The 13887-nt window shown below is 69.4% G+C and carries 17 protein-coding genes, 1 tRNA gene and 1 pseudogene; 11 read left to right on the plus strand and 8 right to left on the minus strand.

Annotated elements, in window-relative coordinates; translation table 11 throughout:
* Window positions 1-941 (minus strand): annotated as a pseudogene (locus QM582_RS02970) (hypothetical protein); the annotation flags it as partial.
* A gap of 236 nt (window positions 942-1177) precedes the next feature.
* Here QM582_RS02970 and folP point away from each other — a divergent pair.
* Window positions 1178-2119, plus strand: coding sequence for a dihydropteroate synthase (gene folP, locus QM582_RS02975; protein ID WP_415081606.1), 942 nt, complete (start codon window positions 1178-1180; stop codon window positions 2117-2119).
* 15 nt (window positions 2120-2134) lie between these two features.
* Here the strand turns inward: folP and QM582_RS02980 are convergent, their stop codons facing one another.
* Both QM582_RS02980 and upp read right to left on the minus strand, forming a co-directional pair.
* Window positions 2135-3166, minus strand: coding sequence for a lactonase family protein (locus tag QM582_RS02980; RefSeq protein WP_415081608.1), 1032 nt, complete (start codon window positions 3164-3166; stop codon window positions 2135-2137).
* A 53-nt stretch (window positions 3167-3219) separates the two neighbouring features.
* Window positions 3220-3861 carry a uracil phosphoribosyltransferase gene (gene upp, locus QM582_RS02985; RefSeq protein ID WP_415081609.1) on the minus strand — a complete coding sequence of 214 codons (642 nt, stop codon included), beginning with the start codon at window positions 3859-3861 and terminating at the stop codon, window positions 3220-3222.
* A gap of 75 nt (window positions 3862-3936) precedes the next feature.
* Here upp and QM582_RS02990 point away from each other — a divergent pair, with 75 nt between their 5' ends.
* From QM582_RS02990 to QM582_RS03005, 4 genes are all read left to right on the plus strand, one after another.
* Window positions 3937-4569, plus strand: a complete 633-nt coding sequence (locus QM582_RS02990; RefSeq protein WP_415081611.1) for a tRNA adenosine deaminase-associated protein — start codon at window positions 3937-3939, stop codon at window positions 4567-4569.
* Window positions 4570-4591: 22 nt separating this feature from the next.
* Window positions 4592-5023 carry a nucleoside deaminase gene (locus QM582_RS02995; protein ID WP_415081736.1) on the plus strand — a complete coding sequence of 144 codons (432 nt, stop codon included), beginning with the start codon at window positions 4592-4594 and terminating at the stop codon, window positions 5021-5023.
* Entirely contained in the window at window positions 5020-5616 is a 597-nt protein-coding gene (locus tag QM582_RS03000) for a YdcF family protein (protein WP_415081613.1), read from the plus strand. Before QM582_RS02995 ends, QM582_RS03000 begins: the two co-directional genes overlap by 4 nt.
* Window positions 5617-5626: 10 nt before the next feature.
* Window positions 5627-5716 (plus strand) — tRNA-Ser (locus tag QM582_RS03005).
* A 54-nt stretch (window positions 5717-5770) separates the two neighbouring features.
* On the opposite strand, the gene QM582_RS03010 is transcribed toward QM582_RS03005, so the two are convergent.
* Both QM582_RS03010 and QM582_RS03015 read right to left on the minus strand, forming a co-directional pair.
* Window positions 5771-6187, minus strand: coding sequence for a type II toxin-antitoxin system VapC family toxin (locus tag QM582_RS03010; RefSeq protein ID WP_415081615.1), 417 nt, complete (start codon window positions 6185-6187; stop codon window positions 5771-5773).
* The gene (locus QM582_RS03015) at window positions 6174-6458 is read right to left on the minus strand and encodes a type II toxin-antitoxin system Phd/YefM family antitoxin (protein ID WP_415081616.1); all 285 of its coding nucleotides are present in this window, start codon (window positions 6456-6458) and stop codon (window positions 6174-6176) included. Before QM582_RS03015 ends, QM582_RS03010 begins: the two co-directional genes overlap by 14 nt.
* 216 nt (window positions 6459-6674) lie before the next feature.
* On the opposite strand from QM582_RS03015, the gene dhaK reads away from it, so the two are divergent.
* The 4 genes from dhaK (at window position 6675) to QM582_RS03035 (ending at window position 10286) form a co-directional block, all read left to right on the plus strand.
* The gene (gene dhaK / locus QM582_RS03020) at window positions 6675-7673 is read left to right on the plus strand and encodes a dihydroxyacetone kinase subunit DhaK (RefSeq protein WP_415081618.1); all 999 of its coding nucleotides are present in this window, start codon (window positions 6675-6677) and stop codon (window positions 7671-7673) included.
* Window positions 7674-8309, plus strand: coding sequence for a dihydroxyacetone kinase subunit DhaL (dhaL, locus tag QM582_RS03025; RefSeq protein ID WP_415081620.1), 636 nt, complete (start codon window positions 7674-7676; stop codon window positions 8307-8309).
* A 14-nt stretch (window positions 8310-8323) separates the two neighbouring features.
* On the plus strand, window positions 8324-8704 hold the full coding sequence (gene dhaM / locus QM582_RS03030) for a dihydroxyacetone kinase phosphoryl donor subunit DhaM (RefSeq protein ID WP_415081622.1): 381 nt from the start codon (window positions 8324-8326) through the stop codon (window positions 8702-8704).
* Window positions 8705-8807: 103 nt separating this feature from the next.
* Window positions 8808-10286 (plus strand): potassium/proton antiporter, encoded by a 1479-nt coding sequence (locus QM582_RS03035; protein WP_415081623.1) that lies wholly within the window; start codon window positions 8808-8810, stop codon window positions 10284-10286.
* Window positions 10287-10295: 9 nt separating this feature from the next.
* Here the strand turns inward: QM582_RS03035 and QM582_RS03040 are convergent, their stop codons facing one another.
* Complete coding sequence (locus tag QM582_RS03040) at window positions 10296-10889, minus strand: LytR C-terminal domain-containing protein (RefSeq protein ID WP_415081625.1); 594 nt, start codon at window positions 10887-10889, stop codon at window positions 10296-10298.
* 35 nt (window positions 10890-10924) lie between these two features.
* Window positions 10925-11218 carry a type II toxin-antitoxin system VapB family antitoxin gene (locus QM582_RS03045; RefSeq protein ID WP_415081626.1) on the minus strand — a complete coding sequence of 98 codons (294 nt, stop codon included), beginning with the start codon at window positions 11216-11218 and terminating at the stop codon, window positions 10925-10927.
* Window positions 11219-11270: 52 nt separating this feature from the next.
* Between QM582_RS03045 and QM582_RS03050 the strand changes: the two genes are divergently transcribed.
* Window positions 11271-12866: a helicase HerA-like domain-containing protein gene (locus QM582_RS03050; protein ID WP_415081628.1), complete on the plus strand. Its 1596-nt coding sequence runs from the start codon at window positions 11271-11273 to the stop codon at window positions 12864-12866.
* Window positions 12867-13080: 214 nt separating this feature from the next.
* Here QM582_RS03050 and QM582_RS03055 read toward each other — a convergent pair whose 3' ends face one another.
* Window positions 13081-13515, minus strand: coding sequence for a hypothetical protein (locus tag QM582_RS03055; RefSeq protein ID WP_415081630.1), 435 nt, complete (start codon window positions 13513-13515; stop codon window positions 13081-13083).
* Window positions 13516-13644: 129 nt separating this feature from the next.
* Between QM582_RS03055 and QM582_RS03060 the strand changes: the two genes are divergently transcribed.
* Window positions 13645-13881: a helix-turn-helix domain-containing protein gene (locus tag QM582_RS03060; RefSeq protein ID WP_415081632.1), complete on the plus strand. Its 237-nt coding sequence runs from the start codon at window positions 13645-13647 to the stop codon at window positions 13879-13881.
* Window positions 13882-13887 lie beyond the last annotated feature (6 nt).

Raw genomic sequence — 13887 nt, forward strand, 5'->3', positions numbered from 1 at the left:
AGTTGGCTACGGGTGATGGGTCCGAGGGTTTCGGAGCGGGCAACGACACTGTCGGTGGCCTCGGCAGAGGTGGTCGTGTCCGTACCGGCCGTACAGCCACAACCGTGCCGCTGCCCGGTGACCATCTCCGGGGTCAGGTGCAGGTACACCCGGGTGCGGGGCAGGTACCGCTGATCGTCGTCGCCACTGTTGAGGAGGGCTTGGGCTCGGGCTGGGGTGGCGAGGATTCCGAGTGCTTTGGACCGGCGCGCATCGAGGCTGTCGGTGTCACCCAGGGTTTTCAGTGATTTCGCGATGGCTTGGATGGTGGCTTCCAACTGTTGCGCATCGACGGTGTCGAGCCGGGCCCACAGTTCGGTGACGGTTGGCTGGCCCTGGTCGGGTGCGTTGCGGACGAAACGTTCCGCACGGGCCTTGGTTGTGGCGGCCTCGACGACCTTGTCGGCAGCGACCTGCGCGATCAATCCCCGCGCCAACCGCATCACGCGTGCCCAACCGACACGACCGATCTTGCCGGCCAGGCGATCGTCGACTGCCAGAGCCTGCTCGTGGCTGAGCTCGTAGCCGGCGGCGAGTTGGGCGAGTTTGAACGCCTTGTAGGGCGGCACGCCGCCGGCTCGGACCGCCTTCCATAGCGCCGGGTGACGGGCTTCGAGGTTGAGCACGTCACGGATCAGCCAGGTCGCCGCGGTGACGGAGATGCCCTTGATGGCGGCGACTTCCAGAGGCAGGAACTCGCCCACCAGCCGACTCCCGTCAGCACCGATCCGGACGGCCCGTTCGCCAACCACATCGAGTTCGTCGGTGGTCGTCCACGAGTGTTCCGCGGCCAACTCTGCCAGTGCCCGCATCTCTTCGACGTCAGCCTGCCGGCGCAGCGCGGCCGAGTGCCGCAGGCGTTCCGCAGCAGTCCCCTGGAACGGTGCCGCTGCGATGATCATGTGTTCGATTATAGTTGGCCCATCCGATGTTGGCAAGCGTTTGTTGGCTAGAGCAGGTGTGAAAAGTGTGGGGTCTGGTGACCGGCGCGGGCGGGAGATCCCGGCGGTCGCCGGGATGACGGGGCCGGCATGGCTCGAACCTTCGCCCAGTGCCCGGAGTGGTTCGACAGGCGGTGGCGGTACGTCGGCGTGGGCGCTTTGTCGTCGGATTGGCCGGGGAGTGGCAGTCTGACACCGTGCCCGCCGTCGATCCTGTCCCGCTGGTGTCTCCGACCCCGCTGACCTTGCGCGAACGCAGCTTCACCGCTGCCAATCCTGCGGTGATGGGAATCGTCAACCGGACGCCGGACTCGTTCTACTCCTCGGCCCGGTACCCGTCGATCGAGGCCGGGCTGGACGCCGTCGCGGGCATGGTCGCCGACGGTGCAGACATCGTGGACGTCGGCGGCGTCCGGGCCGGGCAGCAGGGCGACTGGGTGGACGCCGACGAGGAGATCGCGCGGGTGCTGCCGTTCCTGCAAGCGGTCCGGGACGCCCACCCGCACCTCCTGATCAGCCTGGATACCTGGCGCTCCGAGGTCGCCCGGGCTTGCGCCGGCGTCGGCATCGACCTGGTCAACGACACCTGGCAGGGTGCCGATCCCGATCTCGTCCACGTCGCCGCGGAGCTCCGCGCGGGCTACGTCGTCTCGCACACCGGCGGCTCCGCCCCGCGCACCGATCCGGACGGCGTCCGCTACGGCCCGCCCGGCCCGGACGGCGTCCCGCGCGACGATCCGGACGACGTGGTCGCGGACGTCCTCGCCGTTCTGACCGAGGGCGCGAACCACGCCCGACAAGCGGGGATACCAACCAACGCGATCCTGATCGACCCCACCCTCGACTTCGGCAAGACCACCCGGCACTCGCTGCGCACCCTGCGCTCCACGGCTCAGCTCGCGAACCTCGGCTTCCCGGTGCTGCAGGCGTTGTCCCGCAAGGACTTCGTCGGCGAGACCCTCGACCTGGCCGTCGACGACCGCCTGGAGGGCACCCTGGCGGCGACCGCGGTGGCGGCCTGGTTGGGCACGGTCTGCTTCCGGGCGCATGACGTCCGGGCCACCCGGCGGGTGGTCGACATGGTGGCGTCCATCCGCGGTGACCGTCCGGCCGCGGTCAATCGCCGCGGCGTCCGCTGAGCCTCAACCGAACCGTCAGGGCGCGACGAACCACACCCAGTTCGCCTTGGCACCGGTCTCGGCACGATCCAGCAATTCCAACTGGTCGCCGCGCACCCGGTACAGCGAGACCTGGGTGGAACGCTCCCCGGCGCAGACCAGGTAGCGGCCGTCCGGGGACACCGCGAAGCCGCGTGGCTGGGTCTCGGTGACCACGAACGACTCCGGGGCCGTCACCGGACCGTCCGGATGCACCCGGACCGCTCCCAGAGTGCTTTCGGTGCGCTCCGAGCACCACAGATGGGATGGGTCGGAGAAGTGCAGGTCGGCGCCCCAGATGTAGTGGTGCTCCAGCGGATCGGCGCCGAACACGCTGTGCCCCAGGCCCTTGGTCAGGTCGTGGGCGGTGGTCGACCCGGCCGGGGTGAGGCCGCCGAAATACTGGTCGCGCCGGTAGCGCAGCACCTCGCCGGAGAATTCGGTGAGCACGTAGACGGCGTCCTGCGCGGCGTTCAGCACCAGGTGCCGGGGTCCGGATCCGGGGGGCGCCGGCACCGTCGCCGGGGTCAGCGGGAGCAGATTGAGCCAGGCGTCGATGGTGTACTGCGCGATCAGGTCGGCGCCCAGCGACACGAAATAGGCGAACCTGCCGTCGCTGCTGGCCCGCACCGAATGCAGGTTCGGGTACTCGATCCGGCCGATCGGCTCGCTCACCTCGCCGTCGTGCACGGCACAGGTGATGCCGTAGCCGCCGCCGTAGGACGCCCCGAGCAGCGCCGAACCGTTGCGGGTCAGCGCGAGATAGTTCATTCCGCCGTCCGGCAACGACAGGTGCGACCGGTGGGTCAGCGTGCCGGACGCCCGGTCGAGGGCGAGCGTGGTGATTCCCGGGTCGTCGCCCTTCACGGCGGCGTAGATCAGGTCGCGCCGGGCGTCCACCACAAAGGTGGAGCAGCCGGGGACGCCGCCGTTGACGGCGGTCCGGCTCAGCCGACCGTCGGCCAGCTTGAACGAACTGATGGTGCCACTGCCGGAGTTGGCGACCAGGACGAGCCAGGAACCGGACATGCCAGCATCCTAGGGGTCGCAGCCCCTTGACAGGGCCCGTTTACTGGGCCCGTCTACTGGGCCAATCCGTAGAGCCGGTCGCCGGCGTCGCCGAGGCCGGGGACGATGTAGCCGTGCTCGTTGAGCCGCTCGTCGACCGCGGCCACCACCAGTGTGGTCGGGACGCCGACCGGATCGACCAGTTCGCGCATCCGCTCGATGCCCTCGGGTGCGGCCAGCAGGCAGATGCAGGTGATGTGATCGGCACCCCGGTCGACCAGGAACTTCACGCAGCCGGCCAGCGAGCCGCCGGTGGCCAGCATCGGGTCGAGCACGTAGCACTGGCGTCCGGACAGGTCCTTCGGCAGCCGCTCGGCGTAGGTGAACGGCTCCAGGGTCTCCTCGTCGCGGACCATGCCGACGAAGCCCACCTCGGCGGTCGGCATCAACCGCATCATGCCCTCGAGCATGCCCAGGCCGGCGCGCAGGATCGGCACCACCAGCGGGCGGGGCCGGGACAGCTTCTTGCCGGTGGTGACGGTGACCGGTGTGGTCACCTCGCAGTCGTCCACCCGGACCTCGCGGGTCGCCTCGTAGGCGAGCAGGGTGACCAACTCCTCCACCAGCTGGCGGAACACCGGGGAACCGGTCTCCACGCTGCGCAGCAGCGTCACCTTGTGCGAGACCAGCGGATGATCGAGAGCGCGTAGTTCCACACCCGAACCATTGCACAAGTGTGCGCTGTTCGGGTGGGCATGAAACGATGGGATGCCCAGGGACAAGGAGTGGCGATGAGCAGGTACACCGACGCCTCGGACGAGGAGTACGCCGACCGCGGCGACGACCGCCCGGGTCTCGACGACCTCGAACCCGTGGTTGAACTGCTGGACGACACCCTCGACCCCGAGGATGACGAAGACGACGAGGACGATTACCCGGAGGACGCCACCGAGGACGACATCGATCTGGTGGTGGCGCTCTACCGCGAGGACGGCCAGCCGGTCGCGGTGGCGTTGGCGCTGGAGTTGGCCAACGACCTCGACGAGCTGATCAACCAGCTGCGCCGGATTCCCGGCGACGGCGGCGCGGTCGGCCTGGTCTCCATCGCCTCGGAGTTCTTCGTCATCGTCCGGGTTCGTGGCAAGCACGTCCAGGTGCTGTTGTCGGACGAGATGGCGGCGGCCGACTGGCCGATCGCCCGGGACGTCGCCGACTTCCTGGGCTCCGAACTTCCCGAGGACGACGAGGACGCCGGCCCGATCGGCGACCTGGACATCCTCGCCGACGTCGGCCTGCCCGATTTCGAGGTGGAAGCCTTGTGCGACACCGACGACGATTCGGACGCGCTGGTCGAGCGGATCGCCCGGAAGCTCAAATTCGGCACCCAGTACCGCAAGACGGTGCAGGTCGCCTTCGGCCTGTGAGGTGAACCGCTGGCTGGCGCCGATGGGCCTGGCCCGGGCCGAGGCCGCGTTGGCGCCGGCGCACGGTGATGTGCCGGTCGGGGCACTCGTGGTGGACGCCGGCGGACGCGTGATCGCCCGGGCGCACAACGAGCGGGAGCTGACCGGCGACCCGACCGGGCACGCCGAGGTGCTGGCGCTGCGCCGGGCGTCCGAGGCGCTGGGTAGCTGGCGGCTGGAGGGGCACACCCTGGTGGTCACCCTGGAGCCGTGCACGATGTGCGCCGGCGCGCTGGTGCTGGCCCGCGTCGACCGGGTGGTGATCGGCGCCTGGGATCCGAAGGCCGGCGCGGTGGCGTCGCTGTTCGACGTGGTGCGCGACCCGCGGCTCAACCATCGTCCGGAGGTGATCGGCGGCATCGACGCCGACGCCTGCGCCGCGCAGCTGCGGGAGTTCTTCGAGAGCCGGCGATGAACTGGCCTGCGATCCCCGCGTGTGCCGCGGCGGCCCTCTGGCTAGGGGTGGAACTCGCGCACGGGCTGGCCGCCGGGTTCTCTGGACGCGGCGTCCGGGGCGGCGAGGAGGAGACCCTGCTGGTGCTCGGCTGCCCGCCGCTTCGGGACGGGAGGCCGTCCGCGCTGCAGCGCTGGCGGGTCGAGCTGGCCGCTCGCAACGCCGGTCCGCGGACCCGCTGGGTGTTCTCCGGTGCCGGTGAGGCCGAGGTGATGGCGCGGCATGCGATCGAACGCTTCGGTGTCGACCCGGCGTCCGTCGTCTGCGAGAACCGGGCCACCACCACCTGGGAGAACATCGGCTACGCCGCCGAACTGATCCCGCCGGACGGCGTGGTGCGTGTGGTCTCCGATCCGCTGCACGCCCGCCGCGGCGTCCGGTATTGGCGCAAGCGGTGGCCGCAGCGCGCCGGCGAGCTGCGTCCGGCCCGGCTCTACCGGTTCGGTGAGCACCCGCTGCTGAAGCTGACCACGGCGGCCTACGCGCTGGTGCTGCGTGGCCTGCGCTACCGCCCGGACGGGCGGATTTGGCAGCGAGTGTCGGCTGCCCGATAGAATCGCCGACGGTGGCGTGTCCGAGCGGCCGAAGGAGCGCGCCTCGAAAGCGCGTGTGGGTTTATGCCCACCGTGGGTTCAAATCCCACCGCCACCGCCAGCACGACCCCCGGTTTCCTCCGGTCAGACGACGAGGAAGCAGGGGGTCGTTCGCTTACTCCACCACCGGATCATGCACCGCGAAGCCCAGCTCCCGGGCCGAGCGGATCATCGTCGCGTCGTGGGTCACGACGGTGACCGCGTGCACTCCGACCCGCGCGGCCGACGCCAGGTGTAGGGCGTCCAGCGTCTTGACGTGCGGCTGGATGGCGCCGGCCTCGGCCAGCAGCGCATCGTCGACAGCGAGCAGCGTCGTCAGGTCGAGGACCTCGTCGGCCAACCCGAGATCGAGGCCCTCCCGCCGAAGCACCCGGAGCGACTCCAGCGCGGTCAGCCGTGAGGTCACGAAGGCGTCGCCCCGATCGCAGCCCTGGTTGAACCAATCGGTGGCGGTCGGGCTATGGCCCAGCGCGATACGCAGGACGACCGAGGTGTCGAGGTACCAGATCTGGTCGGACTCAGAACCGATCATGGTCCCGCTCGTCGGCCAGAAGCTCGTCCAGCGGGCGGGACAGCGGGACCGGATCGCGCCGGGTCAGCCGCGATCCCCGAGCCCGGGGCGGCGTCGCTCGTCCGGCGGCGACGAGCGACGCCAAGGGGTCACTCGAACCGACGGGTTCCGGCACCAACCGCAAGACCACCTTGCCGCGGTTCGTCACGCAGATCGCCTCGCCGGTCTCCACGACCTCCCGGGTGACCGCGGACACCCGCTGGTTCAGCTCGGTCATGGTGATGGTCCGCATGGACGTCATTCTAGCATCTACATGCTACTTCGGGAATGTGGCTCCGTCCCTGGCTGCTCGCATGGCACGTTCCGGGGGGTTCCCGTGCACGCTTGCCCGGAGATCGCCGGCTCCCTTTCGTGACGCGCCGGCAGCGGGCAGAGTTGGCGGTGCGTCCGTTGCGACGCTGCACCGCGGCCGGGGGTGTCCGCGGGTCCCACGAACAAGGAGTGCTCAATGAAGAAGCTCATCAACGATCCGGCGGACGTCGTCACCGAGACGCTCCAAGGCTTCGCCGCCGCCAACGCCGACCTGGTCACCGTCCATCTCGACCCTGACTACGTGGTTCGCGCCGATGCTCCGGTCAAGGGCAAGGTCGGCCTGGTGTCCGGCGGAGGCTCCGGCCACGAGCCGCTGCACGCCGGCTTCGTCGGTCTGGGCATGCTGGACGCCGCGGTGCCCGGCGCGGTCTTCACCTCCCCGACGCCGGACCCGATCCTGGAGGCCACCAAGGCCGTCGACGGCGGCGCGGGCGTGCTGCACATCGTGAAGAACTACACCGGCGACGTGCTCAACTTCGAGACCGCCGCCGAGTTGGCCGAGCTGGAGGACATCCAGGTCAAGGCCGTCGTGGTCAACGACGACGTCGCCGTCGAGGACTCCACCTGGACGGCCGGACGGCGCGGCGTCGCCGGCACCGTGCTGGTGGAGAAGATCGCCGGTGCGGCGGCCGAGCGCGGCGACGACCTGGACGCCGTCACCGCTGTTGCCGAGAAGGTGATCGGCCAGGTGCGGTCGATGGGCGTCGCGCTCACCGCCTGCACCGTCCCGCACGCCGGCAAGCCGTCCTTCGACCTGGGCGAGGACGAGATCGAGATCGGCATCGGCATCCACGGCGAGCCCGGACGGCACCGCATCCCGATGGCGGCCGCGGACGCGATCACCGATCAGCTGATCGACCCGATCCTCGCCGACCTGCACCTCGACGGCGACCAGGTGCTGCTCTTCGTCAACGGCATGGGCGGCACCCCCGAGTCGGAGCTGTACATCGTCTACCGGCACGCCCGGGCGCGGCTGGAGGCGGCGGGCCTGCAGGTGACCCGGTCGCTGGTGGGCAACTACATCACCTCGCTGGAGATGCAAGGATGCTCCATCACGGTGCTCAAACTCGACGACGAACTCACCGCGTTGTGGGACGCACCGGTCAACACCGTCGCACTCAGGAGGGGTGTCTGAATGACGAAGCTGGACGTGGAGTGGGCCAAGGACTGGATGCGTCGCGCGTCCGCCTCGCTGACCGAGCACCGGATGGAGCTGATCGACCTGGACCGGGCGATCGGCGACGGTGACCATGGCGAGAACATGGCGCGCGGCTTCGGCTTCGTGGTGCAGCGCCTGGACGAGAATCCGCCGGAGGACGTCGCCGGGGTGTTCAAGCTGGTCGCCCAGACCCTGATGTCGAAGGTCGGCGGCGCCGCCGGCCCGCTCTACGGCACCGCCTTCATCCGGGCCACCAAGGCGGCCACCGACGACCTGGACGCCGCGGGCGTGGTGGCGGTCTGCGAGGCCGCCCTGGACGGCATCGTGGCCCGCGGCAAGGCCAGCACCGGTGAAAAGACCATGGTGGACGCCTGGACCCCGGCGATCGCGGCGGCACGAGCCGCGGCCGAGGCCGGCAGGAGCCCGGCCGAGGCGCTTCGGGCGGCCGCCGACGGGGCGGCCAAGGGGGCCGCGGAGACGATCCCGATGCAGGCCACCAAGGGCCGGGCGTCCTATCTGGGCGAGCGGTCCATCGGGCACCAGGATCCGGGGGCCACCTCGACCGCCTACCTGCTGGCCACCGCGGCGGACGCCGCCGAGGCCGTGAGCTGAACGGAGAGCATGACGTGACCATCGCGTTCGTGATCGTGTCGCACTCGGCGAAGCTCGCCGAAGGCGTGGTCGAGTTGGCCTCGCAGATGGCCAGGGACGTGGAATTCCGGGCCGCCGGCGGCACCGACGACGGCGGCATCGGAACCTCGTTCGACGCCATCTACGCCGCGGTCGAGGAGCTGACCGCGGCCGGACACCAGGTGGCGCTGCTGACCGATCTGGGTTCGGCCGACATGACCGTGGACGCCGTCCTGGAACTGGTCGACGGCGACGACGTCCGGTTCTGTCCGGGTCCGCTGGTCGAGGGTGCGGTGGCGGCCGCGGTGACCGCACAGACCGGCGGCGACCTGGACGCCGTCGCCGAGGCGGCGCGGGCCCGCGAGCTCTTCGCGTAGCCGAAGAACGCGCGACCGCGCAACCCGTCGCGGCGGCTCCGGACAACGCCGGTGCGGGGCCGTCCGGCTCAATAGAGTATTGAGCCAACGGAGGGGTTGACACTTGAGCCTGGACACGGTGCTGCTGGCGGGCTCAGCTGTGCTGCTTGCCGCTCTCGGCGCCTCCCGGCTCTCCAGTTGGCTCGGTCTGCCCTCGCTGCTGCTGTTCCTGTTCCTCGGTGTCGGCGTCGGACTGTGGGTCGACTTCGACGACGCCCACCTGGCCCACGACCTCGGCTTCGCGGCCCTGGTGCTGATCCTCGCCGAGGGCGGATTCACCACCAAATGGCGTGAGATACGTTCCTATCTCACCCTGGCCGGATTGCTGGCGACGGTGGGCATCGGCGTCTCGATCGTGGCGATGACGGCGTTCAGCCACTTCGTGCTGGGCCTCGATCTGGCCACCGCCCTGCTGCTCGGCGCGATCACCGCGCCGACCGACTCGGCGGCGGTGTTCTCGGTGCTGCGCAAGGTGCCGATCCCCGGCCGGATCCGGGCCATCCTGGAGGCCGAATCCGGCCTCAACGACGCCCCCGTGGTGCTGCTGGTCACCGCCGCCACCGCCTGGGCGCTGGGCGAGTCGACCGAGAGCCCGGGCTTCATCCTGGGCATGGTCGCGCTGGAACTGGTCGGCGGCCTCCTGGTCGGCCTGGTGATCGGCTGGCTGGGTGCCCGGCTGCTCAAGCAGATCGCGCTGCCGGCGTCCGGCCTCTACCCGCTGGGGGCGATGGGCTGGGCGTTGCTCGCCGAGGGCGCCGGCGCCTACCTGCACGTCTCCGGATTTGCGGCGGTCTACATCTGCGCGATGGTGCTGGGCAACTCCGACCTGCCGCACCGCAACGCGACCCGGTCGTTCGCCGAGGGCATCGGCTGGGTGGCGCAGATCGGGCTGTTCGTGATGCTCGGTCTGCTCGCCCACCCGGAGCGGTTCTCTCCTCAAGTGCTGATCACCGGCGTGCTGGCCGGGTTGTTCCTGACCGTGATCGCCCGGCCGTTGTCGGTGGCGGCCTGTGCCAGTTGGTTCCGGGTGCCGTGGCGAGAACAGGCGTTCCTGTCCTGGGCCGGGCTGCGTGGCGCGGTGCCGATCATCATGGCGACGGTGCCGCTGGCGTCCCCGCTGCCGCAGGCCCGGGACCTGTTCGACCTGGTCTTCGTGTTCGTCGTCGTGTACACCACGCTGCAGGCGCCCACCCTGGAGTGGGTGGCCCGCAAACTGGGCGTGACAACCGGTGACGATGCGGTGGACATCGAGGTCGAGGTGGCGCCGCTGGACAAGATCCAGGCCGACTTCATGCAGATCAAGGTGCCCGCCGGCTCGCACCTGCACGGCGTGACGGTGTTCGAGCTGCGGCTGCCGCCGAGCACCGTGGTGTCGCTGATCATCCGCGACGGGACTCCGTTCGCCCCCGGTTCGCGCGACGTGATCCGGGCCGGCGACGAGCTGCTGGTGGTGGTGCCGTCCAAGTTCCGCTATCAGGTGGAGAGCCGGTTCAAGCAGATCGGACGCGGTGGCCGGCTGTCCCGCTGGCGCAAGGACGGCTAGCGATATCGGTCAGGAATGGCGGGGCGTCGGCGTCCGCGAGGTGGAGGTGCTCGGCGTCGGCTGGGTCGACACCGATGTGCTCGGCGACGGCAGCGCGCTGGCCACCGACGCGGGCAGCGCCGGGAGGCAGATCGGGCCGCTCACCGCGATCGACTCCTTCGGCTTGGTGACCCGGCCCGCATAGCTGTCGCCGAGCAGCACGTCCACGACGTGATCGATGCGTCCGTCGCCCTGCACCTTGGCGTTCTTGAAGAACCCGGCCACCAGCTTGACCTCGGGTGAATCGGGCGAGTTGCCGACGATGAGGGTGTCGGTGAGCCGCTGATCGGTGTTGTTCACCTTGAGGATGTTGAACCCGTAGGACCGCATCGCGCTGCTCACCCGCTTCGCCAGACCGCCCTGCAGCCCGGCGTTGAGCACCCGCAGCGTGACGTAGTGCGGGGTGAGCGTGCCACCGACATTGGTGGACACGCAGGGCTCCGGCGGCCGCGGCGGAATCTGCGCCGTGGCGTTCCGGTAGCCCCAGATGCCGCCGAAGGCGACCAGCCCGGCGAGCGCGAGCAGGGTCAGCGGAGTCTTGATCATCCCGATCAATTGCCGCACGCGATCAACTCCTCTTGCCTGGCCTCCGGCCCAGACTACTTGAGTTCGAGAACCCGGGCGTGCATCGTCTGCCGCTGCTGCAGCGCGGCGCGCAGCGCGCGGTGCAGACCGTCCTCCAGGTAGTACTCGCCCCGCCAGCCGATGACGTGGGCGAACAGGTCGCCGTAGAAGGTGGAATCCTCCTCGAGCAACTGCTCCAGATCGAGGGTCCGTTTGGTGGTCACCAGCTGATCGAGCCGGATCTGCTGCGGCGCGATCGCCGCCCACTGCCGCTGCACATAGCCGTGCGCGGGGTAGGGGCGGCCCTCGCCGACACGCTTGAAGATCACGACGGGCAGTCTAGCGGTGATCACCCGGTGAGCCGTCCCCTACAGTGACGTCATGTCCAGCTCTCCTGACGTAGCCGCGATCACCAAGGGGTACACCTTCGACTCTCCCGCCATCGACCTGGGCGTCCTGGTCGACGGCGACCCGGTGCCCGAGGCGAAGGTGCGGATCGCCCTGTCGATGCTGAACCGGCACGGGCTGGTGGCCGGGGCGACCGGCACCGGCAAGACCAAGACCCTGCAGCTGATGGCCGAGCAGATCGCCCGGGCCGGGGTCTCGGTGTTCGCCGCCGACATCAAGGGCGACCTGTCCGGTCTCGCGCTGCCCGGGAAGTCGTCGGAGAAGCTGCTGGCGCGGACGTCCGCGATCGGCCAGGACTGGCAGCCGCACGGCTGCCCGGTCGAGTTCTACGCGCTCGGCGGCCAGGGCACCGGCGTCCCGCTGCGGGCCACCATCAGCTCGTTCGGGCCGATCCTGCTCAGCAAGGTGCTGGGGTTGAACGAGACCCAGGAATCGACGCTCGGGCTGGTCTTCCACTACTGCGACACCCAGGGCCTGCCGCTGCTCGACCTGGAGGACCTGCGCTCGGTGCTGGCCTACCTGACCTCGGAGGAGGGCAAGGCCGACCTGAAGAACCTGGGCGGGGTGTCGTCGGCGACGGCCGGGGTGATCCTGCGCTCGCTGGTCACCCTGCAGACCCAGGGCGGCGAGGAGTTCTTCGGCGAGCCCGAGTTCGACAGCCGCGACCTGCTGCGCACCACGCCGGACGGCCAGGGCGTCATCTCGCTGCTGGAACTGCCGAACCTGCACGACCGGCCGGCGATCTTCTCCACCTTCCTGATGTGGCTGCTGGCCGACCTGTTCCACGACCTGCCCGAGGTCGGCGATGTCGACAAGCCCAAGCTGGTGTTCTTCTTCGACGAGGCGCACCTGCTGTTCGCGGACGCGTCCAAGGCGTTCCTGCAGGCGATCGCGCAGACCGTCCGGCTGATCCGATCCAAGGGCGTCGGCATCTTCTTCGTCACCCAGACCCCGAAGGACGTCCCCGAGGACGTGCTCGCCCAGCTCGGTTCGCGGGTGCAGCACCAGCTGCGGGCGCATACACCCAACGACGCCAAGGCGCTGAAGGCGACGGTGGCCACCTACCCGAACTCGGGTTACGACCTGGCCGAGGTGCTGCAGAGCCTGGGCATCGGCGAGGCGATCGTCACGGTGCTGAACCCCGACGGTGCCCCGACCCCGGTGGCCTGGACCCGGATGCGGGCGCCGGAGGCGTCCATGGATCCGATGGACGCACAGATGATGGCCGGCGGCGTCGCCCAGTCGGGAATGATGCGCAAATACGGCCAGGCGGTGAATCGTGATTCCGCCTACGAAATGCTCACCCGCAAGCTGGAGCAGGGCGCGGCCGCCGCGGCGGCCGAGGCGCAGCGGGTCGAGCAGGAGAAGGCTGCCGCGGCCGAGGCCAAGCAGCGGGAGAAGGACGCCGCGGCGCAGGCCCGCACCCAGTCCCGCGGCACGACGAGCAGTCGTCGGGCGCCGCAGAGCGGGGTGGAGAAGGTGCTCAGTTCGCCGACCTTCTGGAACAAGGTGATCACCGTGGGCGGTCAGATCGCCCGGGGGATGATGGGGACCGGCCGGAAGCGCTGAGTGGCCTCGACCTTACCCTGACCAAGGACTTGGCTTCCTGCTCGGGATCTGTCTATAGTCTTCTCGTTACTCCCCGCCGTTCTCCGGAACTGGCGGGGTTTTGTCTATCGAAGGCGGGTGTCTTGTGGCGTCAAGCGCAGTGATTGTCGTTGACTACCAGAACATTCACCTGACCGGGCATGGCTTGTGGTGCCCAAGTGGTGACGCAGCGCATCTATGCCTTGTCCATCCGCTCAGCTTCGCCAGCCAGCTCCTCCAACGAAGGAACCTCCTTCGGCGCCTGGCAGCCGAGGGCGAGGGCCGGCTGTTCGAGCCAGCCAGCCTGGCCGCAGTGATCAGCTTCCGGGGCCAGCCGTCCAACCGGCGCGAGCCAAAGAGCTATGCGCGTAGCCTCGCCCAGCAGTCGGAGTGGACCCGTGACCCACGATCTGAGGTTCGCTACCGCCCGCTCAAATACTACAGCGATGGGCATGCGGCAGAGAAAGGCGTCGACGTTCTTGTCGCGCTTGAGTTGGTTCAGCAAGCGGCCGTTGCCAGCAACGATCCAGGGCGCGTGGTCATCCTTGCCGCCCATGACACGGATCAAGAGCCCTCCATCGAAATGGCTGAGCGGCTCGCGCCGGGGCAGATCGAGACGGCCGGCTGGCATGGTGCCAAGCGTCTGGCAAGGAGCAGCACCCGCTGGCACACGGCTCTCGAGGAGCAGCACTTCCTACTCTGCCGAGATCCAAGGTCATACACATGATCCGGCTGGCCGACCCAGCGTCGCAGGGAGCCGATGCCCAGCGAGGTGACCACGTCCGCGGCCGCCGCGTTGCTGGGGGTGTCACGTCCCACGCTCATCAAGATGGCGCAGGAGGGCCGCATCGCCTCCCACAAGGTGGGGACGCACTTGCGCTTCCGATCCGAAGATGTTCTGGCCGAGCGGAAGGCTCGCCGGGAACGTGAGCGCCAGGCATTTCGCGAGTTGCGCGACGCACTGTTCAGTGGGGAAGACCCCTCCCGATCAACTTAGGTAAGG

This window comes from Micropruina sp. (assembly GCF_047607385.1).
In the GTDB taxonomy this organism is placed as follows: domain Bacteria; phylum Actinomycetota; class Actinomycetes; order Propionibacteriales; family Propionibacteriaceae; genus Micropruina.

What these genes read in the sequence shown, in the direction of transcription:
- dhaK (WP_415081618.1), top strand. Translation starts at nt 6,675, where the DNA reads ATGAAGAAGCTCATCAACGATCCGGCGGACGTCGTCACCGAGACGCTC.
- QM582_RS02995 (WP_415081736.1), top strand. Translation starts at nt 4,592, where the DNA reads ATGGGCCTGGCCCGGGCCGAGGCCGCGTTGGCGCCGGCGCACGGTGAT.
- QM582_RS02980 (WP_415081608.1), bottom strand. Translation starts at nt 3,166, where the DNA reads ATGTCCGGTTCCTGGCTCGTCCTGGTCGCCAACTCCGGCAGTGGCACC.
- QM582_RS03060 (WP_415081632.1), top strand. Translation starts at nt 13,645, where the DNA reads ATGCCCAGCGAGGTGACCACGTCCGCGGCCGCCGCGTTGCTGGGGGTG.
- QM582_RS03010 (WP_415081615.1), bottom strand. Translation starts at nt 6,187, where the DNA reads ATGATCGGTTCTGAGTCCGACCAGATCTGGTACCTCGACACCTCGGTC.
- QM582_RS03050 (WP_415081628.1), top strand. Translation starts at nt 11,271, where the DNA reads ATGTCCAGCTCTCCTGACGTAGCCGCGATCACCAAGGGGTACACCTTC.
- dhaL (WP_415081620.1), top strand. Translation starts at nt 7,674, where the DNA reads ATGACGAAGCTGGACGTGGAGTGGGCCAAGGACTGGATGCGTCGCGCG.
- QM582_RS03055 (WP_415081630.1), bottom strand. Translation starts at nt 13,515, where the DNA reads ATGCCAGCCGGCCGTCTCGATCTGCCCCGGCGCGAGCCGCTCAGCCAT.
- QM582_RS03015 (WP_415081616.1), bottom strand. Translation starts at nt 6,458, where the DNA reads ATGCGGACCATCACCATGACCGAGCTGAACCAGCGGGTGTCCGCGGTC.
- QM582_RS02990 (WP_415081611.1), top strand. Translation starts at nt 3,937, where the DNA reads ATGAGCAGGTACACCGACGCCTCGGACGAGGAGTACGCCGACCGCGGC.
- QM582_RS03000 (WP_415081613.1), top strand. Translation starts at nt 5,020, where the DNA reads ATGAACTGGCCTGCGATCCCCGCGTGTGCCGCGGCGGCCCTCTGGCTA.